A 26,736-nucleotide genomic window follows, 5' to 3' on the forward strand; every position below is an offset into this window, starting at 1 on the left:
TTTGTCGCTGTTGTACACCGAAGGGATCGTTCGTCGATGAGAACCGCCGCCGCCGTCCATGTGGCCGCCGGGTCCTTGCTGCTCACCACCCTGGCCGCCGCCCCGGCCGGCGCGGGAACCACCGACGCCGGACTGCGCGGCACCGCGACGGCCGCCGCGCGGGCCGCGGCGGAGGGCATCGACTTCGGCGCCTGCCCCGCCGAACAGGGGCTCCCCGGCACCGTCCGGTGCGGTACGGTCCGCGTCCCGCTCGACTACGCCCACCCGGACGGGAAGCAGATCGAACTCACCGTCAGCCGCGCCCGGGCCACCGGGAAGGACCCCGGCGACGGCAAGCGCGAGGTGCGCAGGCAGGGGTCCCTGGTCCACAACCCGGGCGGGCCGGGCGCCACCGGCGTGTACTTCCCGATGATGGGCGCGCTGCCCGAGTGGAAGCGCCTCGCGGCGGCGTACGACCTCGTCGGCTACGCCCCGCGCGGGGTGGGCCGTTCGGCCCCGCTGTCCTGCACGGACCCGGGGACGTTCTTCGAGGGCCCCTCGAAGGCGCCCGTCCACCCCACGGCGGCGTACAAACGGGAGCGCGTCGCGCGGGCCAAGGCGTACGCGAAGGGGTGCGCCGAACGGAACGGCGACTCCCTGCGGTACTACAACTCGCTCAACAACGCCCGCGACCTGGACGTCCTGCGCGCCGCGCTCGGCGAGAACCGGCTGACGTTCCTGGGCTCGTCGTACGGCACGTACCTCGGGGCGCTGTACGCCACGCTGTTCCCCTCGCACGTACGGCGGATGGTGTTCGACTCGGCGGTGAACCCGGACCCGGAGCGGATCTGGTACCGCAACAACCTCGACCAGTCGGCGGCGTTCGAGGACCGCTGGGCGGACTTCCGGGCCTGGGCCGCCCGGCACGACGACGTGTACGGGCTGGGGGACACGGCGCGCGAGGTGCAGGGCAGTTACGACAAGGCCCGCGCGCGGCTGGCGAAGGAACCGGCGGGCGGGAAGGTCGGGCCCGGACAGTTGCAGGCGGCGTTCCTGAAGGCCGGCTACTACGACGACCACTGGCCGCACCGGGCGCAGGCGCTGTCGGCGTATCTGAAGGGCGATCCCGGGCCGCTGGTCGAGCAGGCGCAGGAGTATCCGGAGGCGGCGGCGGAGGCGGAGAACGCGCGGGCGGTGTACCTCGCCGTGGAGTGCAACGACGCGCCCTGGCCCACGGACTGGGCGGTGTGGGACCGGGACAACACCCGGCTCGCGCGCCGGGCGCCCTTCGAGACCTGGGGCAATGTGTGGACCAACCTGCCGTGCGCCTACTGGCGGGCGCCCCGGCAGCGGCCGCTGGACGTGCGCGCGGGGAGCGGTGAGCTGCCGCCGACGCTGATCCTGGCGGCGGAGCGGGACGCGGCCACCCCGTACGACGGGGCCCTGGAGCTGCACCGGCGGCTGGCGGGGTCGGCGCTGGTGACCGAGCGGGACGCCGGCAGCCACGGCCTCGCGGGCGGGGCCAACGCCTGCGTGCACGGCCACCTGGAGGCGTATCTGCTCACCGGCCGGGTGCCGGGGCGGCGCGCCTCCTGCGCACCGCACCCGGAACCGAAACCGGCGCCGGCGTCGGCGGACCGGGAGGCCGCAGCGGCCCGGCCCGCCGTCTGATCAGGCCAGGCCCGCGACCAGTTCCGCGACGTCCTTGCGGCGGCCCGTGAAGAACGGGACCTCCTCGCGGACGTGCATCCGGGCCTCCGAGCCGCGCAGGTGGCGCATGAGGTCGACGATCCGGTCCAGCTCGTCGGCCTCGAAGGCGAGGATCCACTCGTAGTCGCCCAGGGAGAACGAGGCGACCGTGTTGGCGCGCACGTCGGGGTAGCCGCGGGCCATCTTGCCGTGGTCGGCGAGCATGCGCCGGCGGTCCTCGTCGGGCAGCAGGTACCAGTCGTAGGAGCGCACGAAGGGGTAGACGCTCACGTAGTCGCGGGGCGTCTCGTCGGCGAGGAACGCCGGGATGTGCGACCGGTTGAACTCGGCGGGCCGGTGCAGCGCCATGTTCGACCAGACCGGCTCGAGGGCGCGGCCCAGCCTGGTGCGGCGGAACAGGTTGTACGCCTCCTGGAGCCGGTCGGCGGTCTCGGCGTGCCACCAGATCATGAGGTCGGCGTCCGCGCGCAGGCCCGACAGGTCGTAGGTGCCGCGGATCGTGACGTCCTTGGCGGCGAGCTGGTCGAACAGCTCCTGGACCTCGTCGGCGTACCCGGCGCGGTCCTCCGGCAGGACGTCCTTCAGCTTGAAGACGGACCAGAGGGTGTAGCGGATGACCTCGTTGAGGTCCTTGGCCAGCTTGCCCTTGTTCGGGATCCGGTCGGGGGCGGGGGTGGTGGCGTCGTCACTCATGTCCCTTATTCTCCTGCTCCTCCGTGGAGGCTCTGCACCGGGTGGGCGGTGAGCTCCTGCACACCGTGCAGGTCACCGTGGATCTGGTCGGCGGCGGCGTACGCGCTCGCGATGCACGCGGGGACGCCGACGCCGTCGTAGGCCGCGCCGCACACGGCGAGGCCGGCGAGCCCGGCGAGGTGCTCGCGGACGCGGGCCACGCGCGCGTGGTGCCCGACAGGGTACTGGGGCAGGCCGTCGTCCCAACGGGTGACGCGGGTGGCGACCGGGGCGGCGTCCAGGCCGACGGCGGCCTTCAGGTCGTGCCGGGAGACCTCCACGAGGCCGGCGTCGTCACGGCGGAGGATCTCCGTCTCGCCGTGGCGGCCCACGGAGGTGCGCAGGACGACCAGGTCCGGGTTCTCCTCGGCGATCCAGCCCCATTTGGCGGAGGCGAAGGTGGACGCCTTGATGGTGCGGCCGTCGACCGGCGGCACCAGGAATCCGCTGCCCTCGGGCAGACCGGTCTCCGCGCGGCGGTAGGCGAGGGTGATCAGCGCCATGGAGGCGTACTCGACGCCGGCGAGTTCGGCGGCGGCGCCGGGCGCCTCGGCGCGCAGCAGGCCGGCGGCGGCCGGGGCGGGGACGGCGACGACGACCGCGTCGGCGTGCAGCGCCCGGTCCCCGGCGACGACCCGCCAGCCGTCCTCCGGTTCGCGGCGCAGCTCCGTGACCGGCGTGCCGGTGAGGATCTCCACGCCGTCCGCCCGCAGCGCGTCGGCGACCGCGAGCGGGAGGGTGCCCACCCCGCCCGCGATGCCCATGAAGACGGGGCCGGTCCCCGCCGAGGCGGCGGACTTCGCCTGGATCCCGCGGACCGCCTCGGTGAGGGAGGTGTGGGTCCGGGCGGCCTCGAAGAGCTGCGGGACCGCCGAGCGCATCGAGATGCGGTACGCGTCACCGGCGTACACCCCGCCGAGCAGGGGCTCCACCAGGCGGTCGACGACCTCGCGGCCGACGCGCGCCGCCACGTACTCGCCGACGGCCACGTCGTCGCCGACCTCGGTGCGGGGCAGGTCGGCGTCGCGCCCGATCCGGGCCAGCCCCTCGTCGGACAGGACGCCGGCGAGGGCCTCGGCGGTGCCGGGCACGCCCATGACGTGGCCCTTGGGCATGGGGCGCAGGGCGTCCCGGGTCCACAGCGAGGCGGTGGCGGTGGCCGGCGGCTGGAGCCGGTCGGCGAGGCCCACCGCGCGGGCGAGACCCACCGCCTCGGGGCGGCGGGCCAGCAACGACTCGGCGCCGAGGTCGACGCGCACGCCCGCGATCTCCCCCGGCAGCAGCTTGCCGCCGACCCGCTCCGAGGCCTCCAGCACGGTGACCCGCGCCCCGTGCTCCCGCAGCCGGTGGGCGGCGGCCAGCCCGGCGATTCCGGCTCCGACGACGACGACGTGCCGCCCGGAGCCCGCATGTGATCCGCTCATGGCTCCACCCTCTCAAACGCCACCGGCACTCCCACCAGGGCCATGTGGCCCTGTCGAGTCCCTACCGTGACCGCATCGGGACCGTCCGGCGCCAACGTTCCGCGCCCCTCCCGCGTCGAAGGAACGTCAGTCGTCACGACACCGGGGGAGCCCCATATGCGCACACGACGATCCCTACGCCCCGCCCACGCCCTGGCCGGGGTCCTGCTGGCGGCTGCCCTCGCCGTCAGCGGGTGCAGCGGCGCGGGCGACGACTCCGGCGCGGCCGGGGCCGCCGACAAGGCCGCCGCCGCGCCGGCGGAAGGGCGGGCGGAAGGCCAGGCCGCGCAGGAGGACGCGAAGCAGGGCGCCCCCGGCGGCTCGGCGGACGGCGCGCGGGCGACCGCGCCGCCGAAGACCACCGCGAACCACATCATCCGCACCGCCTCCCTGACCGTGCGGGTCGAGGACGTCCCGAAGGCGCTGGACGAGGCCCGGACGACGACCGAGAACGCGGGCGGCTACATCGGCGACGAGACCACCGACCGGGACGAGGAGGGCCACGAGCACACACGCGTGGTGCTGCGCGTGCCCGTCGGGGAGTACGACGAGGTCCTCGCCGACCTGGAGGGCACCGGCAAGCTCCTCGAACGCAGCGCGAAGGCGCAGGACGTCACCGACCAGGTCGTCGACGTGGAGAGCCGGATCACGACCCAGCGGGCCAGCGTGGCCCGTATCCGCGAGCTGATGGACCGGGCCACAAAGCTCAGTGACGTGGTCACCCTGGAGGGCGAGCTGAGCAGCCGCCAGGCCGACCTGGAGGCCCTGCTCGCCCAGCAGGCGTCCCTGAAGGACCGTACGAGCCTGGCCACCATCACCCTGTCCCTGTCCGAGACGCCGGTGGAGGAGGCGGAGAAGAAGGACGACGACCCGGGGTTCGTGGACGCCCTCGCGGGCGGCTGGGACGCGTTCGTGACGATGCTGCGCTGGCTGGCGGTGGCGATCGGCGCGGTACTGCCGTTCGCGGCGGTGGCGGTGCTGCTGGTCCTGCTGTGGCGGAAGGTCGTACGCCCCCGGCTGCCGCGGCGGCCGGAGCCGGCACCCGTGCCGACCGCCCTCGGCCCGCTGCCGGCGGCCCGGCCGGTGCCGGACGAGGAGGGGAAGGACTGACACCCCCTCGAACGGGCCTGAAATCCCCTGCCCCCGTAGCGTGTTCACATGAACATGAGCGATGCGCGCGGTGCGAGGGAACGCCTGGTGGTGATCGGCGGTGACGCCGCGGGGATGTCCGCGGCGTCACAGGCCCGCCGGCTGAAGGGGCCGGACGAGCTGGAGATCGTGGCGTTCGAACGCGGCCACTTCACCTCCTTCTCGGCGTGCGGCATCCCCTACTGGGTGGGCGGTGACGTCCCCGACCGGGACCGGCTGATCGCGCGCACCGCCGAGGAGCACCGCGCGCGGGACATCGATCTGCGGCTGCGCACCGAGGTCACGGAACTCGACCTCGACCGGGGGCGGGTACGCGCGCGGGACGTCGACTCCGGCGCCGAGTCCTGGACGTCGTACGACAAACTGGTGATCGCGACCGGCGCGCGGCCGATCCGTCCGGAGCTGCCCGGCATGGACGCCCCCGGGGTGCACGGCGTGCAGACCCTCGACGACGGACAGGCCCTCCTCGACACGCTGTCCCGCACGCGCGGACCCATTGATTCCGTGCCTCCGGAGCGCCAAAGCCGGCGTCGAGACCCCGATCGTGCTCAGCCCTTCGGGCCTCCGCGCGTTCGCGGTCTCGACACCGGCGCGCTCCTCCGGCACGGGCGCGCGGTGGTCGTCGGGGCGGGTTACATCGGCGTGGAAATGGCCGAGGCGATGATCAACCGTGGCTACGAGGTGACGGTCGTCAACCGCGGCAGGGAGCCCATGGCGACCCTCGACCCCGACATGGGGCGCCTGGTGCACCGGGCCATGGAGGGCCTGGGCATCACCATGGTGAACGACGCCGCGGTCACCAAGCTGCTCACCGGGGACGACGGCAGGGTGCGCGCGGTCGCCACCGAGGACGCCGAGTACCCGGCGGACGTCGTCGTGCTCGGCATCGGGGTACGCCCGGAGACCACCCTGGCACGGGCCGCCGGACTCCCCCTGGGGGAACACGGCGGACTGCTCACCGACCGGTCGATGCGGGTGCGCGGGCACGAGAACGTCTGGGCCGGCGGCGACTGCGTGGAGGTCCTCGACCTGGTCTCCGGACAGCAGCGGCACATCCCGCTGGGCACGCACGCCAACAAGCACGGCCAGATCATCGGCGCCAACGTCGGCGGCGGCTACGCCACCTTCCCCGGCGTGGTCGGTACGGCGGTCAGCAAGGTGTGCGACCTGGAGATCGCGCGCACCGGGCTGCGGGAGAAGGACGCCCACCGCGCGGGCCTGCGCTTCGAGGCGGTCACCATCGAGTCGACCAGCCGCGCGGGCTACTACCCGAACGCCTCCCCCATGACGGTGAAGATGCTCGCCGAACTGCGCACCGGCCGCCTCCTGGGCGTCCAGATCGTCGGCCACGAGGGCGCGGGCAAACGCGTGGACATCGCGGCGGTGGCCCTGACGGCCGGCATGACGGTCGACCAGATGACAGCCCTGGACCTGGGCTACGCCCCACCGTTCTCCCCGGTCTGGGACCCGATCCTGGTGGCGGCCAGAAAGGCGTCGGCGAAAATCAGGGCAACTGTGTAGAGGGGGTACGGTGAGCGCCCCTCCAGGGGCGCGGGGAACTGCGCGACAAGCCACACGGCCGGCACTTCGCAACGCAACCGCACCCCTTACGGCGCCTTCCACCAGGCCTCACCCCGTCCCATTGATCCTCTCGATCGCCTGCCGCGCCTGCTCGGCCGGCGGCCGGGACGGCAATGAGGACACCGAGGCACTCGACGGCACCGACGGCGCCGGCTCCCCCGCCGGCCTCGCATGCGCAGCAGCCTTCGCGGAACGCAACCGGTGGCTCACCGCCTCGTCCAGTGTGACCGGCCGCCGCATCTGCGAGGCGAGCCGCCCCGCCTCCTGACCCAGCCGGGCGACGTCCTCCCACGGAAGGCGCACCACGAGCGTGAGCTCGGCCTCGCCGTCGGGCAGCGCGTGCATCGCGGGAGTCACTCGGTCGTTCATCGCCAGTTTCCTCACGTCGGCCCAGCGGCCCCTTCCCCGCGCCGCGGACGGTTGACGAGTCATACGTACGACCGGACGGCGGTGTTCAGCGGCGCCGCGGGTTCACCGGCCGCCGCCCGGGCACAAGGGGGATGTGGTCATCCCCGTCCATGACGTGAACCCCGCGCGGCGCACCCCCTGGGTGACGTACGCGCTGCTCGCCGCCAACTTCGTCGTCTTCGTCGTCCTCACGCCCGGTGTCGCCGGTTCCCTGGCCGGCGGGAGCGACCTGGCCGACCTGTGTCACCTCCAGGCGTTCCTGGACCGGTACGCGGTGGTGCCGCGGGAGCTGATCCACCACCGGATGCCGAACCTGGTGCCCACGGGCGACACCGGGGTGGGCCCGCAGGGTCCGGGATGCGTGATCGGTGCGCCGGGCTACGACAAGTCACCGGAGCTGAGCGTCCTGACGGCGATGTTCCTGCACGGCGGCTGGCTGCACCTGCTGGGCAACATGCTGTTCCTGTGGATCTTCGGCAACAACGTCGAGGACCGCATGGGCCACGTCCGCTTCCTGCTCTTCTACGCCGTCTGCGGTTACGCGGCCTCGTACGGTTTCGCCCTGCTGAACGCCGACTCGGGCGAGCCCCTGATCGGCGCCTCCGGGGCCGTCGCCGGGGTGCTGGGCGCCTACCTGGTGCTGTATCCGAAGGCGCGCGTGTGGGTGCTCGTACCGTTCCTGATCTTCCTGCCGCTGCGGCTGCCCGCCTGGACCGTGCTGGGCATGTGGTTCGTGCTCCAGGCGGTGTACTCGTCCGGCCGGGGCGTCACCGACGCCGGGACGGTGGCGTACGTGGCGCACGTCGTCGGCTTCGTGGCCGGCATGCTGCTCGCCTGGCCGCTGCGCCGGGGCACTCCCCCGCCGCCCGAGCCACGCGGCGTCGTCTTCGGGCGGCGGGCGCGGCCGGGCCGGTAGCCCGCCCCTACCGGCCGGCTGTCCCGCGGTCGTCCGCGGGGGCCGGGGGCAGGCGCAGGGCCAGCAGGGCCACGTCGTCGTCGTTGTCCACGGTGAGCTGGTCGGCGAGCAGTGCGTCGCAGAAGGCCTCCAGCGGGTGTCCGACGGCGGTCGAGGCGTGCAGCCGCAGCCGCTCCAGGCCGACGGTCAGGTCCTCCTCGCGGCGCTCCACCAGTCCGTCGGTGTACAGCAGCAGGGTCGAGCCGGGCAGCAGCGGCTCCACGGCGCTGGCGTACTCGGGCCGGGGGTCGAGTCCGAGCATCGGGGAGCGGGCGCCGGTCAGGAAGCGCGCGGTGCCGTCCGCCCCGACCAGCAGGGGCGGCGGGTGTCCCGCCACGGAGTAGTTGAGCTGGAAACGGCCGGGGGCCGGGCGTTCGACGCGGGCCAGGACGCAGGTGGCGGTGAACTCCAGGGAGAGGGTCTGCACGGCGATGTCCAGCCGGCGCAGGATCGTGCCGGTCGGTTCCTGGCGGTCCAGGGTGAGTCCGCGGAGCATGTTGCGCAGCTGGCTCATGGTGACGGCGGCGGGCAGGTCGTGGCCGGAGACGTCGCCGATGGTGAGGACGGTGGCGCCGTCGCGCAGCACGAACGAGTCGTACCAGTCGCCGCCGACCTCGGCGGCCGCGGTGCTGGGCCGGTAGCGGACGGCAATGTCGAGGCCGGGCACGTCCGGCGGATCGGTGAGCAGGCTGCGCTGGAGGGCCAGCGCCACCTGCCGGGTGCGCTGGTACTCCAGGGCGTTGCTGAGGGGGGTGTGGGCGCGTTCCAGGAGGGTCTGCAGCAGGCCGATCTCGGTCCGGCCGAGGGGAGGGCGGTCGCCGCTGGTGGAGACGGTGACCAGGGCGGCGGTGGTGCCGCCGACGACGACGGGGAACACCACGACGCTGTTGACCCCCTCGGCCAGCCAGGGTTCGCCGTCGGGCGGGGCGATCTCCGGCGGGGGTTCGCCGGGCGGGAAGACGGCGTGGAGCGGGCTGCGCCGGTCGGCGGCGCGGGCGAGCGGGCTGCCGGGCCGCAGGTGTTCCTCGCGGTGCGGGGGCAGGTCGGGCAGGCCCTCGCAGGTGGTCGCGGTGATGCGCTGCGCGGTCAGCGGGGTGCCGGGCAGCCGGTGCAGGGCGTGCGGGAGGAGGTGGACGGTGCAGCCGTCGGCGATGTCCGGCACGATCACCTCGGCGAGGGCGGTGAACATCTCGTCCAGCCGTACGATGCCGGCCGTGGCGGTGGCGGCCCGCGCCAGCAGTTCCTCACGGCGGGACTCCTGCCACTCCTGCTCGACGTCCGCGCAGGTGCCCATCCACTCGATCACCGTGTCCCCGTCGCACACCGGTGCGGCGTCGACGGCGAAGTGACGGTAGCCGCCGGCGGCCAGCCGCAGCCGGTAGGTGTGGGTCCAGCGGGGCGCCTGCTCGTCCAGCGCCCGTTGCCACGACTCGACGGTGGCGGCGCGGTCGTCGGGGTGGAGGGCGTCGATCCATCCGTCGCCGCGGAACTCCTCCCAGCTCTGCCCGGTCACCCGCTGCCAGCCGGGACTCGGCTCGGTCACCCCGCCCTTGGGGCCGGTCACCCACACGATCTGGGAGCTCGCGTTCACCAGGCTGCGGTAGCGCTGCAGCGCGCGGCGGCGCTCCTCGGACAGGACGCGGATCCGTTCCTCGCCGGTCACCTGCTCGGTGACCTCGACGATCACGCCGAGCACGCCGAGCCGGCCGTCGCTCATCGTGGCGCGGGAGATGCTGAACGAGAAGTAGCGGGTTGCGCCGTCCGCCGATCCCGGGTAGGCCAGGTCGACGGGTACGGCGGTGAGCACCTCGGCCGTGCCCGTGGCGAAGACCCGGTCGAAGATGTCGAAGTAGCCGGACTGCGCGAGGTCGGGGAAGGCGTCGCGGATCGTCCGGCCCAGCGGACGGTCGCCGAAGGTGTCCCGGTAGACGGCGTTCATGTACGCGAGCCGGTGCTCCGGCCCCTGGGTGGCGACCACGCCGATCGGGGCGGGGTCGAACATGTCGAGCCTCATGGGGCCTCCACCTGCCGGTACCCGGGAGCGAACGTGGCGGGCATCGTGTGCCCAGTACCCCGCCCCCGGGTTCCGACGCGCGTGCGGCGCGTACGCGGTGGGTTCAGCGCGCGGTCTGCGTGTGGACGTACTCCACGAGGCGGGTCAGGGCGTCCGGGTCGGTGGACGGCATGACGCCGTGGCCGAGGTTGAAGATGTGGCCCTCCAGGCCGGTGGCCGTGTCCAGGACCTCCCGCGCCTTCGTCTCGACGGCCTCCCGGCCGGCGAACAGCACGGTCGGGTCCAGGTTGCCCTGGAGTGCCTTGCCGGGGCCGACGCGGCGGGCGGCCTCGTCCATCGGGACGCGCCAGTCGACGCCGACGACGTCCGCGCCGGCCTCGCCCATGAGCCCCAGCAGCTCGCCGGTGCCCACGCCGAAGTGGATGCGCGGGACGCCGTGGCCGGCCACCGCGTCGAACACCTTCGCCGAGGCGGGCAGCACCGAGCGCCGGTAGTCGGCGGGGGCGAGCGCGCCGGCCCAGGAGTCGAAGAGCTGGACGGCCGAGGCGCCGGCCGCGATCTGGACCTTCAGGAACGCGGCCGTGATGTCGGCGAGGCGGTCGAGCAGGTCGGCCCAGAGCTCCGGGTCGCCGTACATCATCGCCTTGGCGTTCTCGTACGTACGGGACGGGCCGCCCTCGACGAGGTAGCTCGCGAGGGTGAACGGGGCGCCCGCGAAGCCGATGAGCGGGGTGGACCCGAGCTCGCGGGTCAGCATGCCGATCGCCTCGGTGACGTAGGAGACGTCCTCGGGGGTGAGGTCGCGCAGCCGGGCGAGGTCGGCGCGGGTGCGCACGGGCTGCTCGACGACCGGGCCGATGCCGGGCTTGATGTCGAGGTCGAGGCCGATGGCCTTGAGGGGTACGACGATGTCGCTGAAGTAGATCGCCGCGTCGACGTGGTGGCGGCGCACCGGCTGGAGCGTGATCTCGGTGACCAGGTCGGGGCGCATGCAGGAGTCGAGCATCCCGATGCCCTCGCGGACCTTGCGGTACTCCGGCAGTGAGCGCCCGGCCTGCCGCATGAACCACACCGGCGTGTGCGGCACGGGCTCGCGCCGGCACGCCTTGAGGAAGGCGGATTCCTGGACCGCGTCGTTCCTGACGGGATCGGGGGTCGCGGTCGGCGTCTGGCCCGTCGGGCCTGCGTTGGCACTCACACCGGCCAGTCTCGCACGCCCCGCCGGCGCGCCCTGACCCCAGGGCCCGCCCGGCGGGATCCGGACACCGCCGGGCGGCGCGGGTGTCCCTCCCTGCGCCGGGGGCCCGTTCCGCTTAATCTTCCCCGCATGGCTGCGGCTCAGGGACGACTGTCGGACGGCGCTGGCGGAATGGACGGACGGAAGGAGACCGGAGGGGACTCCGGACAGGGGGGTGCGGGGGGTACGGGGGGTGCGCCCCCGCTGCCCTTCCGGGCCGCTGTCGAGGCGCTGCGCGGCGCGCGGCTGCGGGCCCAGATCGAGGTGGATCCCGTGCCCGCCCCGAAGCGGCTCGCCCCGTACGCGTACGCGCTGGAGGCGGCGGTCGTCGACGGCGAGGAGGATCTGGCCGACGGCCGGCTGGTGCTGCTGCACGATCCGGCCGGGCACGACGCCTGGCGGGGCACCTTCCGTCTGGTGACGCTGGTGCGCGCGGAACTGGAGCCGGAGATGGCGGCGGACCCGCTGCTGCCGGACGTGTGCTGGTCCTGGCTGACCGGTGCGCTGGCGGCGCGCGGACTGACGTACGGCGAGCCGAGCGGCACGGTGACGCGGGCGAGTTCCCACTACTTCGGCGGGCTGTCCGCGCGGCCCGCCGCCTCGCAGATCGAGATCCGGGCCTCCTGGACGCCCCGTGAGGGCCTGGGCGGGGCCCCGGACACGGCCGCCCATCTGGTGGCGTGGTCCGATCTGCTGGCGCAGGTCGCGGGGCTGCCGCCGGCCGCCGCCGGGGACGCGTCCGTGGTGACGCTGCCGCAGCGGAGGGGGCCGCAGTCGCGCTGAACCTCCCGCTCGGGGCTCCCGGCGCCCACCATCGCCCATCTCTTTGTCGACACGACCACTTTCGGAAGCGTTGCGACGCGGATCGAAACCGTTCGGTCTTCGAATGATCGCTCGTGCGTCCGAATTGCTCGGATTGTTACTCATCACTTCGTGATCATTCGTTAAAGGACACCAGGTTTATTGCCGAAGACGACTGTGACCTTGAAAGCACGGTTCGTCCCCACTGCACCCCCACGAGCCGGCCCCGTCCCGCACCCAGGAGGCCTGGTGTCCGTTCTCCTCGAGCAGCCCGCAAGCCTGGTCGCCTACCGCCCGAACAAGCCGACCGCCATGGTGGTCGTGGCCGACCCGCGCGTCCGTTCCACCGTCACCCGCCATCTGTGGGCGCTCGGTGTGCGCGATGTCATCGAGGCCTCGTCCGTCGCGGAGGCTCGTCCCCGCATCGGCAACCCCCGCGACATCTGCGTCGCCGAAGTCCATCTGCCGGACGGTTCCGGCCTCACCCTCCTCTCCGAGACCCGCGCCGCCGGCTGGCCCAACGGCCTCGCCCTCTCCGCCGCCGACGACATCGGCGCCGTACGCAACGCGCTGGCCGGCGGAGTGAAGGGTTACGTCGTCACCGGCACCCGCACCAACCTCGGGCTCCCCACCCGCCCCGGTGCCGCCCCCATCGGCGCCGCCGCCGCCCGCCTGCACCGCCGCCCCCCGGGTGCCCCGAGCCACCCGGGCGGCTACCGGGAACTGTCCGGCCGCGAGGTCGAGGTGCTGCGGCTGGTGGCGGAGGGCCAGTCGAACAAGGCGATCGGCGTCTCCATGGGCCTGTCCGCACTGACCGTCAAGAGCCACCTCGCCCGCATCGCCCGCAAGCTCGGCACGGGCGACCGCGCCGGCATGGTGGCGGTGGCCCTGCGCACCGGCATCATCCACTGACCGTCCCCGCCCCACCCGCCCCGCCCACGGGCACACGAACACGATCTTTCACCCACCTGACCGGAATACGACCCACCGGCGCCCGTCACGGAACACGACCGTCGACGGGCGCCTTCACGGCACGGATACCCTTGACAGGTGACCGACGCCCACGACACCGCAGCAGACCGTTCACTGCGCACCACCGGAGGCGCCCCTCCGGACGACGGCGGATCTTCTGCTACGGAGGCGCCGATCCCCTTGCTCGAACCGCGCGAGGGCATTCCGCCCGTGATCGCGGACGAGGCCGCCCTCGCCGAGGTGATCGCCGCCTTCGCCGCGGGCAGCGGCCCCGTCGCCGTGGACGCCGAGCGCGCCTCCGGCTACCGCTACGGCCAGCGCGCCTACCTCGTCCAGCTGCGCCGCGAGGGCGCCGGCACCGCGCTGATCGACCCCGTCGCCTGCCCCGACCTGTCCGGGCTCGGCGAGGCGCTGTCCGGCGTCGAGTGGGTGCTGCACGCCGCCACCCAGGACCTGCCCTGCCTCCGCGAGATAGGCATGGTGCCCACCCGCCTCTTCGACACCGAGCTGGCCGGCCGCCTCGCCGGGTTCCCCCGCGTCGGGCTGGGCGCGATGGTCGAGAACGTGCTCGGTTTCGTCCTGGAGAAGGGCCACTCCGCCGTCGACTGGTCCACCCGCCCGCTCCCCGAACCCTGGCTGCGCTACGCCGCCCTCGACGTCGAGCTCCTGGTCGACCTGCGCGACGCGCTGGAGAAGGAGCTGGACCGGCAGGGCAAGCTGGACTGGGCCCGGCAGGAGTTCGACGCGATCGCCTCGGCACCGCCGCCCGAGCCCCGCAAGGACCCCTGGCGGCGCACCTCCGGCATGCACAAGGTGCGCCGGCGCCGGCAGATGGCCGTCGTACGGGAACTGTGGCAGACCCGCGACCGGATCGCACAGCGCCGGGACGTCTCCCCCGGCAAGGTGCTCTCGGACGCGGCGATCGTGGAGGCCGCGCTCGCCCTCCCGGCCAACCTCCACGCCCTCGCCGCGCTCAACGGGTTCGGGCAGCGCGTGGGGCGGCGCCAGCTGGAGCAGTGGCAGGCGGCCGTCGACCGGGCGAAGGCGCTGGGCGAGGACCGGCTGCCCCAGCCCGGCCAGCCGGTGACCGGCCCCCCGCCGCCGCGCGCCTGGGCCGACAAGGACCCGGCGGCGGCGGCACGGCTGTCCGCGGCGCGGGCGGGGGTCAGCGCGCTGGCCGAGCGGCTGGGGATGCCGCCCGAGAACCTGATCACGCCGGATACGGTGCGGAGGGTTTGCTGGGAGCCGCCGAAGCCTGCCGATGGGCAGTCCGTCGCCTCGGCGCTGGCGGGTTACGGGGCGCGCGCGTGGCAGGTCGAGCAGGTCACGCCTGTGCTGGTGGCCGCGCTGGCTTCGGCGGGTGCCTAGTCGCCGTACGGCGGGTTTCGTCGTACGGCTCAGGTATGTCTACTTCGTCGCCCCCCTCATGAAGCCGTTGTAGATGAAGCGCTGGAGGAAGAGGAAGACCAGCAGGGTGGGGAGGATGACCAGGACCGTGCCCGCCGAGATGGTTTCCCAGTGGGCGCCGAAGGGGCCCTTGAAGCGGAACAGGGACGTCGAGATCACGCCAAGATCTTCGGAGGGCATGTAGAGGAAGGGGATGTAGAAGTCGTTGTAGACGTTGATCCCCTTCACGATCACGACCGTCGCGATCGCCGGTTTGAGCAGCGGGAAGATCACCTTGCGGTAGATCGCGAAGGCGTTGGCGCCGTCCAGGCGGGCCGCCTCGTCCAGGGAGACCGGGATGGAGCGGATGAACTGCAGGAAGATGTAGATCGACACGATGTCCGTGCCCATGTAGAGCGCGATCGGCGCCCACAGGCTGTCGAACATGCCGATGCTGTTGACGATCTGGAAGGTCGCCACCTGGGTGGTCACCCCGGGTACCAGCGCGGCGAGCAGGAACAGGGCGACGACCAGCTTCCTGAAGCGGAAGTGGAAGCGGTCGATCGCGTACGCCGTCATCGAGCCGATGAGGATCGTGCCGCCGACGGCGACGACCAGGATGATCGCCGTGTTGCCGAACGCGGACAGCATCTGGCCGTCCCGGAACGCCGTCACGTAGTTGTCGAAATTCAGCGGGTCGTCGGGCAGGGCCAGCGCTCCGCTGCCGTTCGCCATCTCCTTCGAGGACTTCAGCGAGGTCAGGAAGACCACGGTGAGCGGCAGCAGCACGACGAGCGTGGCGAGGATCAGGGACAGGTACACGAGGGCGCGGGCCACGGTGCGGCGGGTCATACCAGGTCCACCTTCTCGTCGGGGACGATGCGCCGCTGCACCCAGGTGACCGCCAGGACGATCAGCAGCAGGACGACGGCGGCGGCCGAGGCGAGGCCCGTCTTGTTGAACTGGAAGGCCAGCTTCACGGTCTGGATCACGAAGGTCTCGGTGCCGGTGGCGCCGCCGGTCATGATGTACGGGATCTCGAAGACCGAGAGCGAGCCGGAGACGGAGAGGATCACGCTGAGGCCCAGGATGGGCTTGATGCCGGGCGCGATGATGTACCGGAACTGGTGCCAGCGACTGGCTCCGTCGATCTCGGCCGCCTCGTACAGCTCGCCCGGGATGGACTGGATGGCGCCGAGGAAGAGCACGAAGTTCAGGCCCAGGTAGCGCCAGACGGAGACGCCGGCGAGCGAGGTGTTCGCGGAGAACGGCGTGCCCAGCCAGGCGTGGTCGGTCCCGACGCCGAACAGACTCAGTACGGAGTCGAGGGTGCCGCCGTCCTGGAAGAAGTAGAGGAAGACGAAGCCGATCGCCACCCCGTTGATCAGGTACGGGAAGAACAGCACGCCCTTGAAGAAGTTCCGGAAGCGGACGTCGAAGCTGAGGACCGTGGCGAAGTAGAGGGCGAGGACGATCTGCACCACGGAGGCGACGAGGTAGTAGCCGCTGACGAAGAAGACCTCGAACAGCTCGGAGCGGGTGAGGAGTTCGGTGTAGTTCTCGGTGCCGGTCCAGTTCAGCTCCGGGCTGACGCCGTCCCAGTCGGTGAAGCTGTACGCGAGCATGTTGGCGATCGGCGCGTAGGTGAAGGTCAGCAGCAGGGCCAGCGGGACGATCAGGAAGAGCCACGGGGTGAGGCGGCGCGACAGCCGGGTGCGGCGCGGGGCCGGCGCGGCCCGCTTCGGCCCGGCGGGCGCGGCCGGGACGTCCGGCCGCGCCGCCTTGCGGGTGGTGTCCGTCATCAGGACCCCAGTGAGTTCCGCGCCTCGGCCCACCGCTCGCCGAGGTCGCCGAGGAAGTCGTCGAGGTCGCCCTCGCGGGCGCCGCGGGCGAGGTCGACGAGTTCCTGGCGGTAGTCGGGCTTGTAGATGCCGACCTCGGACTGGTTGTCGATGGTCTTCACCTCACCGCCCTTGCTGTCGTCGAGGTCGATGATCTTGACGCCCTTCTCCTCGTACGGCTGGAGGATGTCGGGCAGCGGGGCGTCCTTCAGCGGGGACAGGGCGAAGTTGGCCGCCGCGTAGCCGGACTCGTCGGTGAACCAGTCGATCCAGGCGCGGGCGGCTTCCTTGTGGTCGGAGTTGACGTTGACGGCCTGCTGGTAGTCCGGGGAGGTCACCGCGCAGAAGGCGCCGTCCCGCTGGGCGGGGAAGGGCATGAAGCCGATGTCGGCGGGGTCGGTGCCGGCCTGCTTCGCGGCGTCCTGCATCTGGACGACGGCCCAGGAGCCGAGCCACATGGTGGCGATCTCGCCCTTGGCCAGCTTGGGCTTGGACCCTTCCCAGTTGGTGGTGGTCGGGTCCTTCTCCGCGAGTCCGCCGCTGACGATGTCGTGGAGCAGGGTGTCGCCCACGCGCAGGTCGGCGCCCTCGGCCCACGGGTCGCCCTCGGCGAGCTTCGTGGTGGCGTTCGTGTCGCAGCCGACGGAGCCGTTGACGTTGGTCCACTGGGTCAGCGGCCACATGTCCTTGAAGTTGGTGTAGTACGGCACCGCGTCGGTCTTCGACCTGATCGCCTTCAGGTCGTCGAGGAACTCGGCGGGGGTGGTGGGCCAGTCGGTGACGCCGGCCTCGCTCCACACCTTCTTGTTGTAGATGAAGCCGGGGACGACACCGACGGGGCTCTGGCCGTAGACCTTGCCGTCGACGGTGGAGTAGTCGGTGAAGCGGTACTTGGCGCTGCGTTCGGCCTTGGTGCCGAGGGAGGCGAAGAACTTCGGGTAGTCCTTCTTCTCGATGACCGCCGGGATCATGAGGACGTCGCCGTAGTTCTCCGTGTTCATACGGATCTTGACCTCGCCCTCGTAGTCGGTGAGGCCGTCGAACTCGACCTTCACACCGGGGTAGGTCTTGTTGAACTCGGCCGCGTACTTCTTCATCGTCCCGTCCTGCACCAGGTCGGTCCGGTGGGTGAGGACCGTGATGGAGCCCTCGACCTCGGACGGGTCGTCGGGAGCCTTGGCGTCCGCGCCCTCGGAGGAGCCCCCCGTGCCCGTACAGGCTGAGGCCAGGAGGGCGAGGACGGCGATCGATCCGGCGAATACCTTGCGGCGGTTCATGTGCACCAGCTCCGTTCACGGGGCGGACGAGCACGAGTGGGTTGGCTGATTCGGCACTCTGGCAGCCACTCACTGAACCGGTAAAGTCACGATTGCGCCATCAACGACGAAACATTTCGCTGAGCTTGCGTAGACCGATTTAGGAGTGTGCATGCGTCAGGTCGCCCCGCTCACCGACGGATGGATCCTGCGGCACCCGGACGGCACGGGGGACGGCCTCCCCGCCTCGGTGCCGGGGTGTGTGCACACCGATCTGCTGGCGGCCGGGCTGATACCCGACCCGTTCCTCGGCCGGAACGAGGCCGAGGTGGCGTGGGTGGGCCGGCGGGAGTGGACGTACGAGACGGAGCTGACCGCCGGGACGGGCGCGCACGAGCGGACGGACCTGGTCTTCGACGGTCTCGACACCGTCGCCGAGGTCCTGCTCGACGGCCGGCCGCTGGGCCGGACGCGGAACATGCACCGCTCGTACCGTTTCGACGTGACGGGGCTGAGCGGGCGGCTGACGGTGCGGTTCGCCTCCGCGTACGCCGAGGCCGAGGCGGTGCGCGGCGCGCTGGGCGAGCGGCCGGGAGCGTACGCCGAGCCCTACCAGTACCTGCGCAAGATGGCCTGCTCGTTCGGCTGGGACTGGGGGCCGACGCTGGTGACGGCCGGGATCTGGCGGCCGGTGCGGCTGGAGCACTGGTCGACGGCCCGGATCGCCCGGGTGCGCCCGCTGGTGACCGTCGAGGACGGCACGGGGCAGGTCGAGCTGGCGGTCGACGTGGAGCGCTCCCGGACCGGGGCACCGCTCACCGTGGAGGCGAGCGTCGGCGGCGTACGCGCCCGCGCGGAGATCGACGGGACGCGGGGGACCGTACGGCTGCGGGTGCCGGACGCACGACTGTGGTGGCCTCGCGGGTACGGCGAACAGCCGCTGTACGACGTCGAGTTGACACTGTTGCACGGCGAGGGCGCGCTGGACTCGTGGCGGCGCCGGATCGGGTTCCGGACGGTGGGGCTGGACACCTCGGCCGACGCCCACGGCACCGGGTTCACCCTGGTCGTCAACGGGGAGCGGCTGTTCGCGCGGGGCGTCAACTGGATCCCGGACGACGTCTTCCCGTCCCGGATCACCCGTGAGCGCTACCGGCGGCGGCTGGAGCAGGCGGCCGGCGCGGGCGTCGACCTGGTCCGCGTCTGGGGCGGCGGGATCTACGAGAGCGAGGACTTCTACGACGCCTGCGACGAGCTGGGGCTGCTGGTCTGGCAGGACTTCCCGTTCGCGTGCGCGGCCTACCCCGAGGAGCAGCCGCTGCGCGGGGAGGTGGAGGCGGAGGCGCGGGAGAACGTCGTACGGCTGATGCCGCACCCCTCGCTGGTGCTGTGGAACGGCAACAACGAGAACCTGTGGGGGTTCAGGGACTGGGACTGGGAGCCGGGGCTGGCCGGTGACTCCTGGGGCGAGGGCTACTACCTGGGCGTACTGCCGCGCGTGGTGGCCGAGTCGGACCCGACACGGCCGTACACGGCGGGCAGCCCCTGGTCCGGTTCCTGGCTGCACCACCCCAACGACCCGGCGCACGGCACGCACCACTCCTGGGAGGTGTGGAACCGCACCGACTACGCCGACTACCGCCTCCACGTGCCGCGCTTCGTGGCCGAGTTCGGCTGGCAGGCGCCGCCCGCGTACGCCACGCTGCGGCGGGCGCTGCCCGGGGAGGAGCTCGCGCCGGACTCCCCCGGCATGCTGCACCACCAGAAGGCGGACGACGGCAACGGCAAGCTGGAGCGCGGTCTGGCCCGCCATTTCGCCGTGCCCGAGGGGGACTTCGACCGCTGGCACTATCTGACGCAGGTCAACCAGGCGCGTGCGATCGCCGCCGGCATCGAGCACTGGCGCTCGCACTGGCCGGTGTGCGCGGGCACGGTGGTGTGGCAGCTCAACGACTGCTGGCCGGTGACCTCGTGGGCCGCGATCGACGGGGACGGACGGGAGAAACCGCTCTACCACGAGCTGCGGCGGCTGTACGCGGACCGGCTGCTGACCGTGCGGGCGGACGGGGACGGTGGCGGTCTGGTGGTGGCGGCGGTCAACCAGTCCGCCGAGATCTGGCACGGCACGCTGCGGCTGCGCCGGATGTCCGTGGACGGCACGGTGATCGGGGAGGCGGTCCCGGTGCTGGCCGCCGAGGGGCGGACGGTGGCGGTGACCGGGGTCCCGGCCGGTCTGGTTCCGGTCGGTCCGGAGGAGTTCCTGGTCGCCGACGCGGGCACGGTGAGGGCGCTGCACTTCCCCGTGCCGGACCAGGAGATCCCGTACCCGCGTCCGGAGTTCGAGGTCGCCCTCGCGCCGGACGGGATCACGGTCACGGCCCGCACCCTCGTACGGGACCTGCTGCTCCAGGCCGACCGGCTGGACCCGGAGGCGGTGGCCGACCGGGGGCTGGTGACCCTGCTGCCCGGGGAAGAGGTGACGATCGGGGTGCGGGGCTGGAAGACTCCGGACCCGGACACCGCCCGTTCCGCCCTGTACTGCGTGGAGCCCACTCGATGACGGCAACGCCGCTCCCCCGCGTCACCATCAAGGACGTCGCCGCGCGCGCCGGCGTGTCCAAGGGGGCCGTGTCCCTCGCCTTCAACCAGAAACCCGGCCTGTCGGAGGCGACCCGCGACCGGATCTTCCGGGCGGCGCGGGAACTGGGGTGGGCGCCGAGTTCGACCGCGCGCACCCTGGCCGGGTCGCGGGTGGACGTGGTGGGTCTCGCGGTGTGCCGGCCCGCCCGGCTGCTCGGCTTGGAGCCGTTCTACATGGAGTTCATCTCCGGGGTGGAGAGCATCCTGGTCGAGCGGTCCTGCTCGCTGCTGCTGCGGCTGGTGCGCAGCCCGGACGAGGAGGTCGGGCTGATGGAGTCGTGGTGGAGGGGCCGGCAGATCGGCGGGTCGATCCTGGTGGACTTCCGCGCCGACGACCCGCGCCCGGCGGTGGCCGAGCGGCTGGGGCTGCCGGCGGTGGCCGTCGGGCACCCGTCGCTGACCGGCGGGCTGACCTCCGTATGGACGGACGACGCCACGGCCGTGACCGAGGCGGTGCGGTATCTGGCGGCGCTCGGGCACCGGCGGATCGCCCGGGTGGGCGGCGCGGCGGCACTCGGGCACACCTCGATCCGCACGACGGCGTTCGACGAGGCGGTCGGGGCGCTGGAGCCGGCCACGCGGGCGTGGCAGGTGGCGACGGACTTCTCCGGGGACGCGGGCGCGCGGGCGACCCGCTCGCTGCTGACCGCCGCGCCGGCGGAGAGGCCGACGGCGATCGTGTACGACAACGACATCATGGCGGTGGCGGGGCTGTCGGTGGCGGCGGAGATGGGGCTGCGGGTGCCGGACGACGTGTCGCTGCTGGCGTGGGACGACTCGCAGCTGTGCCGGCTGACGCATCCGACGCTGTCGGCGATGAGCCATGATGTGCACGGGTTCGGTGCGGAGGTGGCTCGAACCCTGTTCGGCGTCATCGGCGGGGAGGGGCCGGGGTCTCACCCCGTGCCGACCCCTGTGCTGACCCCTCGGGGCTCCACGGCCCCACCGTGATTCGCCCCCGCCGCCCCTTCCCGTCCCGAACCTGGGGCTCCGCCCCAGACCCCGCTCCTCAAACGCCGGAGGGGCTGGATGTCAGCCCCTCCGGCGTTTGAGGAGCGGGGGTCCGGGGGCAGCGCCCCCGGGAGGGGACGGGTAAGGGCGGCGGGGGCGAGAACCCCTCACCGGACGCCGCCGGACGTGTGATGTTCACCGCTCCAGCCGACGGGACTGTGCAGTCACGTTACCCACAAGTAGCATGACCCGTAAGCAAGCGCTCAGCGTCCCGCACCCTGGAGGAGAGCCATCGTGCCTCGTACCGTCAGGGACGTCGTCTTCGTCGACGGCGTCCGTACCCCGTTCGGCAAGGCGGGCCCGAAGGGCATCTACCACGAGACCCGCGCCGACGACCTCGTCGTGAAGGCGATCCGGGAGCTGCTGCGCCGCAACCCCGGCCTCGACCCGAAGAAGATCGACGAGGTCGCCATCGCCGCGACCACGCAGATCGGCGACCAGGGCCTGACCATCGGCCGCACGGCCGGCATCCTCGCGGGCCTGCCCACCTCGGTCCCGGGCTACTCCATCGACCGCATGTGCGCCGGCGCCCTGACCGCCGTCACCACGGTGGCCGGCTCCGTCGCCTTCGGCGCGTACGACGTCGCCATCGCGGGCGGCGTCGAGCACATGGGCCGCCACCCGATGGGTGAGGGCGTGGACCCCAACCCCCGCTTCGTCTCCGAGAAGCTGGTCGACGAGTCCGCCCTGTTCATGGGCATGACCGCGGAGAACCTGCACGACCGCTACCCGCAGATCACCAAGCGGCGCGCCGACGAGTACGCGGTCCGCTCCCAGGAGAAGGCCGCCAAGGCGTACGCCGACGGCAAGATCCAGGCCGACCTGGTCCCGGTCTCGGTGCGCCGCACCAACGCAGAGGCCGGCGAGACCGGCTGGGGCCTGGTCACCGCCGACGAGCCGATGCGCCCGGGCACCACCCTGGAGAACCTGGCCGGTCTGAAGACCCCGTTCCGCGTCCACGGCCGGGTCACCGCCGGCAACGCGGCCGGTCTCAACGACGGCGCCACCGCCTCCCTCATCGCGAGCGAGGACTTCGCCCGCGAGAACGACCTGCCGGTCAAGATGCGCCTGGTCTCCTACTCCTTCGCGGGTGTGGAGCCCGAGGTCATGGGCTACGGCCCGATCCCGGCCACGGAGAAGGCCCTGGCCCAGGCCGGCCTGTCCATCTCCGACATCGGCCTGTTCGAGATCAACGAGGCCTTCGCCGTCCAGGTCCTCGCCTTCCTGGACCACTACGGCATCGCCGACGACGACGAGCGCGTCAACCAGTACGGCGGCGCCATCGCCTTCGGCCACCCGCTGGCCTCCTCCGGCGTCCGTCTGATGACGCAGCTGGCCCGCCAGTTCGAGGAACAGCCGAACGTCCGCTACGGCCTGACCACCATGTGCGTCGGCTTCGGCATGGGCGCGACGGTCATCTGGGAGAACCCGCACTTCGAGGGGGACAAGTGAGCACCACCGCAGAGCTGTTGAAGGGCGCGGCCGAGCTGTTCCCCGGCGAGGTCGTCACCACGGCCCACGTACGCCACTTCGAACTCCCCCTGGGCGCCGGGCGCTTCGCGCTCATCACCCTGGACAACGGGCTCGACCACACCAAGCCGACCACCTTCGGCCCCCAGTCGCTGGCGAACCTCAACGCCGCCGTCGACCAGGTCGAGAAGGAGGCCGCGGACGGCGAGATCGTCGGCGTCGGTGTCACCGGCAAGCCGTTCATCTTCGCGGTCGGCGCCGACCTCAAGGGCGTCGAGCTGCTGAAGCGGCACGAGGACGCGCTCGCCATCGGCAAGGGCGGCCACGACGTCTTCAAGCGGCTGTCGAAGCTGGCCGTGCCGACGTTCGCGTACTACAACGGCGCGGCGATGGGCGGCGGCGTCGAGGTCGGCCTGCACTGCACCTACCGCACGGTCTCGGCGGCCATCCCGGCGTTCTCGCTCCCCGAGGTCTTCCTCGGCCTGGTCCCCGGCTGGGGCGGCTGCGCCCTGCTGCCGAACCTGATCGGCGCCGACAAGGCCGTCTCGGTCATCATCGAGAACAGCCTCAACCAGAACAAGCAGCTCAAGGGCGCGCAGGTCCACGAACTCGGCATCGCGGACGCGATCTTCGAGGGCGCGGACTTCCTGGAGCAGTCGCTGATCTGGACGGCGGCCGTCCTCAAGGGCGAGATCGTCGTCGAGCGTCCGGTGATCGACCGCGGTGAGGCCTGGGACCAGGCCGTCGCGCGCGGCCGGTTCATCGCCGACTCCAAGGTGCACGGCGCCGCCCCGGCCGCCTACCGCGCCCTGGACATCATCGCCGCCGCCAAGGACGGCGACCTCCAGAAGGGCTACGACGCCGAGGACCAGGCACTCGCCGACCTCATCATGGGCGGCGAACTGCGCTCCGGCATCTACGCCTTCAACCTGGTGCAGAAGCGCGGCAAGCGCCCGGCGGGCGCCCCGGACAAGTCGCTGGCCCGCCCGGTCACCAAGGTGGGCGTCGTCGGCGCCGGTCTGATGGCCTCCCAGCTCGCGCTGCTCTTCCTGCGCCGCCTGGAGGTGCCGGTCGTCCTGACCGACATCGACCAGGAGCGCGTCGACAAGGGTGTGGGCTACGTCCACGCCGAGATCGACAAGCTGCTCGGCAAGGGCCGTGTCAACCAGGACAAGGCGAACAGGCTGAAGGCCCTGGTCTCCGGCGTCCTGGACAAGGCCGAGGGCTTCGCGGACGCGGACTTCATCATCGAGGCCGTGTTCGAGGAGATGGGCGTCAAGCAGACGGTCTTCGCGGAGGTCGAGGCGGTCGCCCCGGCGCACGCGATCCTCGCGACGAACACCTCGTCCCTCTCCGTGACGGAGATGGCGTCGAAGCTGAAGCACCCCGAGCGGGTCGTCGGCTTCCACTTCTTCAACCCGGTCGCGATCCTGCCGCTGCTGGAGATCGTCCGCGGCGAGCGGACCGACGACGCGGCGCTGGCCACGGCGTTCGGCGTCGCCAAGAAGCTGAAGAAGACCGCGGTGCTGGTCAAGGACGCCCCGGCGTTCGTGGTCAACCGCATCCTGACCCGCTTCATGGGCGAGATCCAGAACGTCATCGACGAGGGCACGCCGGTCGAGGTCGCCGAGAAGGCGGTCGAGCCGCTCGGCCTGCCGATGTCCCCGCTGGTCCTCCTCGAGCTGGTCGGCCCCGCGATCGGCCTGCACGTCTCCGAGACGCTCAACAAGGCGTTCCCGGACCGCTTCACCGTCTCCCCGAACCTCAAGGCGGTCGTCGAGGCGGGCAAGCGCGGCTTCTACGTCTACGACAGCGGCAAGCCCGAACTGGACCCGGAGGTCGCCGCGCTGCTGAAGCAGGGCGACACCGTCCTCACCGAGGAACAGGTCCGCGCCCGCGTCCTGGACGCGGTGGCCCAGGAGATCGGCCTGATGCTCGACGAGGGCGTCGTCGCCGAGGCCCAGGACATCGACCTCTGCCTGATCACCGGCGCCGGCTGGCCCTTCCACCTGGGCGGCATCACACCGTACCTGGACCGCGAGGGCATCTCCGAGCGGGTGAACGGGAAGCGGTTCCTGGAGGCGGGCGTGGCCTCGGTTCCGGCGTGACGGTCGTACGCGACTGAAGGGGGCCTCCGCGATGTGCGGAGGCCCCCTTCGTCATGCGCCGGTCTTCTCGGCCGCTTCGAGCCGCGCCCTCAGCTCGGCGTTCTCCGCCTCCAGGGCGGCGATGCGCTTGCGGGCGAAGTACAGCTCCATGACGGCGTCGTGGAACTCGGAGACGAGTTGCTCGGGGGTCAGTTGCATGTTCTCGTTCCTCACGCCAGTCGGGTGGGCGTACCGTCGCCGCCCTTCCAGAACAGCTTGCCGTCCTGGGCGTAGAGGGAGCCGCCGCCGGCGGAGGCGGGCGCGTTGGTGGGGACCGAGTCGACGTCCGCGAGCCGCAGCGCGCCCTCGGCGAGGATGGCCGACTCGGCGTTGGCCCCCTGGACCACGTGGAGCTGGGACTGGGGGGCGTCTCCGCGACTGACGTTGATACCTGTCAGACCGTTGCCCTTGACGACGAAGTCGTCCACGCCCGGGTTGTTCCGCAGGACGATCAGGGCGCCCTTGGTCGGTCCGTCGGTCGCGGTGACGAAGATGCCCTGGGCGGCGGTGCCCTGGGTCTTGAGGTCGATCGAGAGGCCGGAGGCCCCGGGGTCCGACCCGTCGGCATAACCGACGTGCGCGATCTTCAGGGTGCCGCGCTGGCCCTGCTCACGGCCGGTGATGTACATCGCGGACGACACCGGGTTGACCGATGTCACGTTCAGCGCCGCACGGTCGCCGGTCGTGGCCTTGTAGTTGATGGTGACCACGTGCTCGGTCGGCGAGTCGCCCCAGAACGAGGCCGGCGAGGTGTACGGCGTGTACGCGTCCTCGGCGGCGGCCGCCGCCTCCGATCCGGTGGCGACGGTGACGGCGCCCGCGGTGAAGGCACCGAGGAACACTCTTCGTCCCACTGTCATGCGTTCTCCCCGATCGTGGTTGTCAGGTGAAGATCTTCCTGGTGATGATCCCTCACATCCCTACACCGGTCACCAGGTCGGCCCGTGCCGTACGTCACCAGGCGGGCATCGCCGGGCAGCGGTCGCACGCGTCGGAGCAGGGTTCCCGGGACGACGGCGGCGTGTGCAGCCACTTGCCCTCGGGGATGCCGTGGACGCGCAAGGTCAAGGGGACAGCGGCCGAGTGGACGGCGCTGAACACCGCGACGGACCCGACCTCGTAGGTGCCGGGCCGCCAGTCGAGAGCGTGGGTCGCCCGCCAGGTCCCATCCTCCTGGACGGGTGCCTCGGCGATGCGCCTACCCTGCTCCAGAACCATGACCGCCCACTTCTTCGACCCGGTCGCGGTCCTGCCGCTGCTGGAGATCGTCCGCGGCGAGCGGACCGACGACGCGGCGCTGGCCACGGCGTTCGGCGTCGCCAAGAAGCTGAAGAAGACCGCGGTGCTGGTCAAGGACGCCCCGGCGTTCGTGGTCAACCGCATCCTGACCCGCTTCATGGGCGAGATCCAGAACGTCATCGACGAGGGCACGCCGGTCGAGGTCGCCGAGAAGGCGGTCGAGCCGCTCGGCCTGCCGATGTCCCCGCTGGTCCTCCTCGAGCTGGTCGGCCCCGCGATCGGCCTGCACGTCTCCGAGACGCTCAACAAGGCGTTCCCGGACCGCTTCACCGTCTCCCCGAACCTCAAGGCGGTCGTCGAGGCGGGCAAGCGCGGCTTCTACGTCTACGACAGCGGCAAGCCCGAACTGGACCCGGAGGTCGCCGCGCTGCTGAAGCAGGGCGACACCGTCCTCACCGAGGAACAGGTCCGCGCCCGCGTCCTGGACGCGGTGGCCCAGGAGATCGGCCTGATGCTCGACGAGGGCGTCGTCGCCGAGGCCCAGGACATCGACCTCTGCCTGATCACCGGCGCCGGCTGGCCCTTCCACCTGGGCGGCATCACACCGTACCTGGACCGCGAGGGCATCTCCGAGCGGGTGAACGGGAAGCGGTTCCCGGAGGCCGGGGTGGCCTCGGTTCCGGCGTGATGCCTGACCGGACCTCCATGTGAAGGAGGGTCTCCGCCGTCGGCGGAGACCCTCCTT

22 protein-coding genes and 1 pseudogene are annotated in these 26,736 nt (G+C 72.1%); 12 read left to right on the top strand and 11 right to left on the bottom strand.

Annotated features, from left to right (window positions below; genetic code table 11):
* Window positions 1-36 precede the first annotated feature (36 nt).
* A complete protein-coding gene (locus ACZ62B_RS13040; protein WP_469690255.1) occupies window positions 37-1,650 on the top strand; it encodes an alpha/beta hydrolase in 1,614 nt (537 codons plus the stop codon).
* Here the strand turns inward: ACZ62B_RS13040 and hemQ are convergent, their stop codons facing one another.
* Both hemQ and hemG read right to left on the bottom strand, forming a co-directional pair.
* Entirely contained in the window at window positions 1,651-2,382 is a 732-nt protein-coding gene (gene hemQ, locus ACZ62B_RS13045) for a hydrogen peroxide-dependent heme synthase (protein WP_469690257.1), read from the bottom strand. It abuts the gene before it with no gap.
* A gap of 5 nt (window positions 2,383-2,387) precedes the next feature.
* Complete coding sequence (hemG, locus tag ACZ62B_RS13050) at window positions 2,388-3,845, bottom strand: protoporphyrinogen oxidase (protein WP_469690259.1); 1,458 nt, start codon at window positions 3,843-3,845, stop codon at window positions 2,388-2,390.
* A gap of 156 nt (window positions 3,846-4,001) precedes the next feature.
* On the opposite strand from hemG, the gene ACZ62B_RS13055 reads away from it, so the two are divergent.
* Both ACZ62B_RS13055 and ACZ62B_RS13060 read left to right on the top strand, forming a co-directional pair.
* On the top strand, window positions 4,002-4,994 hold the full coding sequence (locus tag ACZ62B_RS13055; RefSeq protein ID WP_469690261.1) for a DUF4349 domain-containing protein: 993 nt from the start codon (window positions 4,002-4,004) through the stop codon (window positions 4,992-4,994).
* A 48-nt stretch (window positions 4,995-5,042) separates the two neighbouring features.
* Window positions 5,043-6,554: an FAD-dependent oxidoreductase gene (locus tag ACZ62B_RS13060; protein WP_468720243.1), complete on the top strand. Its 1,512-nt coding sequence runs from the start codon at window positions 5,043-5,045 to the stop codon at window positions 6,552-6,554.
* Window positions 6,555-6,662: 108 nt separating this feature from the next.
* On the opposite strand, the gene ACZ62B_RS13065 is transcribed toward ACZ62B_RS13060, so the two are convergent.
* Window positions 6,663-6,983 carry a hypothetical protein gene (locus ACZ62B_RS13065; protein WP_468720241.1) on the bottom strand — a complete coding sequence of 107 codons (321 nt, stop codon included), beginning with the start codon at window positions 6,981-6,983 and terminating at the stop codon, window positions 6,663-6,665.
* A 133-nt stretch (window positions 6,984-7,116) separates the two neighbouring features.
* Between ACZ62B_RS13065 and ACZ62B_RS13070 the strand changes: the two genes are divergently transcribed.
* Window positions 7,117-7,938 carry a rhomboid family intramembrane serine protease gene (locus tag ACZ62B_RS13070; protein WP_468890081.1) on the top strand — a complete coding sequence of 274 codons (822 nt, stop codon included), beginning with the start codon at window positions 7,117-7,119 and terminating at the stop codon, window positions 7,936-7,938.
* Window positions 7,939-7,945: 7 nt separating this feature from the next.
* Here ACZ62B_RS13070 and ACZ62B_RS13075 read toward each other — a convergent pair whose 3' ends face one another.
* Together ACZ62B_RS13075 and hemE are read right to left on the bottom strand one after the other, a co-directional pair.
* On the bottom strand, window positions 7,946-9,991 hold the full coding sequence (locus ACZ62B_RS13075; protein ID WP_469690264.1) for a SpoIIE family protein phosphatase: 2,046 nt from the start codon (window positions 9,989-9,991) through the stop codon (window positions 7,946-7,948).
* A gap of 103 nt (window positions 9,992-10,094) precedes the next feature.
* On the bottom strand, window positions 10,095-11,189 hold the full coding sequence (gene hemE / locus ACZ62B_RS13080) for a uroporphyrinogen decarboxylase (protein WP_344556614.1): 1,095 nt from the start codon (window positions 11,187-11,189) through the stop codon (window positions 10,095-10,097).
* Between the two features lie 129 nt (window positions 11,190-11,318).
* Between hemE and ACZ62B_RS13085 the strand changes: the two genes are divergently transcribed.
* From ACZ62B_RS13085 to ACZ62B_RS13095, 3 genes are all read left to right on the top strand, one after another.
* Window positions 11,319-12,011: a DUF3000 domain-containing protein gene (locus ACZ62B_RS13085; protein ID WP_344556615.1), complete on the top strand. Its 693-nt coding sequence runs from the start codon at window positions 11,319-11,321 to the stop codon at window positions 12,009-12,011.
* Window positions 12,012-12,278: 267 nt separating this feature from the next.
* On the top strand, window positions 12,279-12,941 hold the full coding sequence (locus ACZ62B_RS13090; RefSeq protein WP_004923664.1) for a helix-turn-helix transcriptional regulator: 663 nt from the start codon (window positions 12,279-12,281) through the stop codon (window positions 12,939-12,941).
* 138 nt (window positions 12,942-13,079) lie between these two features.
* Complete coding sequence (locus ACZ62B_RS13095; protein ID WP_344556616.1) at window positions 13,080-14,369, top strand: ribonuclease D; 1,290 nt, start codon at window positions 13,080-13,082, stop codon at window positions 14,367-14,369.
* A 39-nt stretch (window positions 14,370-14,408) separates the two neighbouring features.
* Here the strand turns inward: ACZ62B_RS13095 and ACZ62B_RS13100 are convergent, their stop codons facing one another.
* Genes ACZ62B_RS13100 through ACZ62B_RS13110 form a run of 3 tightly spaced genes read right to left on the bottom strand, consistent with a single transcriptional unit; the run spans window position 14,409 to window position 17,505 of the window.
* A complete protein-coding gene (locus ACZ62B_RS13100) occupies window positions 14,409-15,239 on the bottom strand; it encodes a carbohydrate ABC transporter permease (RefSeq protein WP_344556618.1) in 831 nt (276 codons plus the stop codon).
* A complete protein-coding gene (locus ACZ62B_RS13105) occupies window positions 15,236-16,189 on the bottom strand; it encodes a carbohydrate ABC transporter permease (RefSeq protein WP_469690267.1) in 954 nt (317 codons plus the stop codon). The genes ACZ62B_RS13100 and ACZ62B_RS13105 overlap by 4 nt, the downstream gene beginning before the upstream one ends.
* The gene (locus ACZ62B_RS13110; RefSeq protein ID WP_344556631.1) at window positions 16,189-17,505 is read right to left on the bottom strand and encodes an ABC transporter substrate-binding protein; all 1,317 of its coding nucleotides are present in this window, start codon (window positions 17,503-17,505) and stop codon (window positions 16,189-16,191) included. Before ACZ62B_RS13110 ends, ACZ62B_RS13105 begins: the two co-directional genes overlap by 1 nt.
* 151 nt (window positions 17,506-17,656) lie before the next feature.
* On the opposite strand from ACZ62B_RS13110, the gene ACZ62B_RS13115 reads away from it, so the two are divergent.
* The 4 genes from ACZ62B_RS13115 to ACZ62B_RS13130 all read left to right on the top strand — a co-directional run bounded on the left by ACZ62B_RS13115 (window position 17,657) and on the right by ACZ62B_RS13130 (window position 24,713).
* Window positions 17,657-20,044 carry a glycoside hydrolase family 2 protein gene (locus ACZ62B_RS13115; RefSeq protein ID WP_469690270.1) on the top strand — a complete coding sequence of 796 codons (2,388 nt, stop codon included), beginning with the start codon at window positions 17,657-17,659 and terminating at the stop codon, window positions 20,042-20,044.
* A complete protein-coding gene (locus ACZ62B_RS13120; RefSeq protein WP_469690272.1) occupies window positions 20,041-21,075 on the top strand; it encodes a LacI family DNA-binding transcriptional regulator in 1,035 nt (344 codons plus the stop codon). The genes ACZ62B_RS13115 and ACZ62B_RS13120 overlap by 4 nt, the downstream gene beginning before the upstream one ends.
* 294 nt (window positions 21,076-21,369) lie before the next feature.
* A complete protein-coding gene (locus ACZ62B_RS13125) occupies window positions 21,370-22,587 on the top strand; it encodes a thiolase family protein (protein ID WP_468890087.1) in 1,218 nt (405 codons plus the stop codon).
* Window positions 22,584-24,713: a 3-hydroxyacyl-CoA dehydrogenase NAD-binding domain-containing protein gene (locus ACZ62B_RS13130; protein WP_469690276.1), complete on the top strand. Its 2,130-nt coding sequence runs from the start codon at window positions 22,584-22,586 to the stop codon at window positions 24,711-24,713. The genes ACZ62B_RS13125 and ACZ62B_RS13130 overlap by 4 nt, the downstream gene beginning before the upstream one ends.
* 51 nt (window positions 24,714-24,764) lie before the next feature.
* Here ACZ62B_RS13130 and ACZ62B_RS13135 read toward each other — a convergent pair whose 3' ends face one another.
* The 3 genes from ACZ62B_RS13135 to ACZ62B_RS13145 all read right to left on the bottom strand — a co-directional run bounded on the left by ACZ62B_RS13135 (window position 24,765) and on the right by ACZ62B_RS13145 (window position 25,970).
* Window positions 24,765-24,911: a hypothetical protein gene (locus ACZ62B_RS13135; protein WP_344564146.1), complete on the bottom strand. Its 147-nt coding sequence runs from the start codon at window positions 24,909-24,911 to the stop codon at window positions 24,765-24,767.
* Window positions 24,912-24,922: 11 nt separating this feature from the next.
* Window positions 24,923-25,612: a hyaluronoglucosaminidase gene (locus ACZ62B_RS13140; RefSeq protein ID WP_344564144.1), complete on the bottom strand. Its 690-nt coding sequence runs from the start codon at window positions 25,610-25,612 to the stop codon at window positions 24,923-24,925.
* Between the two features lie 94 nt (window positions 25,613-25,706).
* Window positions 25,707-25,970, bottom strand: a complete 264-nt coding sequence (locus tag ACZ62B_RS13145) for a hypothetical protein (RefSeq protein WP_468720298.1) — start codon at window positions 25,968-25,970, stop codon at window positions 25,707-25,709.
* 1 nt (window position 25,971) lies between these two features.
* Between ACZ62B_RS13145 and ACZ62B_RS13150 the strand changes: the two are divergent.
* Window positions 25,972-26,679: pseudogene (locus ACZ62B_RS13150) on the top strand (3-hydroxyacyl-CoA dehydrogenase family protein); the annotation flags it as partial.
* Window positions 26,680-26,736 lie beyond the last annotated feature (57 nt).

The organism is Streptomyces sp. NPDC053426 (assembly GCF_055585405.1).

Excerpts from the sequence above, each read along its gene's own strand:
- ACZ62B_RS13120 (WP_469690272.1), top strand. The coding sequence starts at position 20,041 with ATGACGGCAACGCCGCTCCCCCGCGTCACCATCAAGGACGTCGCCGCG.
- ACZ62B_RS13075 (WP_469690264.1), bottom strand. The coding sequence starts at position 9,991 with ATGAGGCTCGACATGTTCGACCCCGCCCCGATCGGCGTGGTCGCCACC.
- ACZ62B_RS13115 (WP_469690270.1), top strand. The coding sequence starts at position 17,657 with ATGCGTCAGGTCGCCCCGCTCACCGACGGATGGATCCTGCGGCACCCG.
- ACZ62B_RS13040 (WP_469690255.1), top strand. The coding sequence starts at position 37 with ATGAGAACCGCCGCCGCCGTCCATGTGGCCGCCGGGTCCTTGCTGCTC.
- ACZ62B_RS13110 (WP_344556631.1), bottom strand. The coding sequence starts at position 17,505 with ATGAACCGCCGCAAGGTATTCGCCGGATCGATCGCCGTCCTCGCCCTC.
- ACZ62B_RS13135 (WP_344564146.1), bottom strand. The coding sequence starts at position 24,911 with ATGCAACTGACCCCCGAGCAACTCGTCTCCGAGTTCCACGACGCCGTC.
- ACZ62B_RS13085 (WP_344556615.1), top strand. The coding sequence starts at position 11,319 with ATGGCTGCGGCTCAGGGACGACTGTCGGACGGCGCTGGCGGAATGGAC.
- ACZ62B_RS13140 (WP_344564144.1), bottom strand. The coding sequence starts at position 25,612 with ATGACAGTGGGACGAAGAGTGTTCCTCGGTGCCTTCACCGCGGGCGCC.
- hemG (WP_469690259.1), bottom strand. The coding sequence starts at position 3,845 with ATGAGCGGATCACATGCGGGCTCCGGGCGGCACGTCGTCGTCGTCGGA.
- ACZ62B_RS13065 (WP_468720241.1), bottom strand. The coding sequence starts at position 6,983 with ATGAACGACCGAGTGACTCCCGCGATGCACGCGCTGCCCGACGGCGAG.
- ACZ62B_RS13055 (WP_469690261.1), top strand. The coding sequence starts at position 4,002 with ATGCGCACACGACGATCCCTACGCCCCGCCCACGCCCTGGCCGGGGTC.
- ACZ62B_RS13105 (WP_469690267.1), bottom strand. The coding sequence starts at position 16,189 with ATGACGGACACCACCCGCAAGGCGGCGCGGCCGGACGTCCCGGCCGCG.
- ACZ62B_RS13145 (WP_468720298.1), bottom strand. The coding sequence starts at position 25,970 with ATGGTTCTGGAGCAGGGTAGGCGCATCGCCGAGGCACCCGTCCAGGAG.
- hemQ (WP_469690257.1), bottom strand. The coding sequence starts at position 2,382 with ATGAGTGACGACGCCACCACCCCCGCCCCCGACCGGATCCCGAACAAG.
- ACZ62B_RS13100 (WP_344556618.1), bottom strand. The coding sequence starts at position 15,239 with ATGACCCGCCGCACCGTGGCCCGCGCCCTCGTGTACCTGTCCCTGATC.
- ACZ62B_RS13060 (WP_468720243.1), top strand. The coding sequence starts at position 5,043 with ATGAACATGAGCGATGCGCGCGGTGCGAGGGAACGCCTGGTGGTGATC.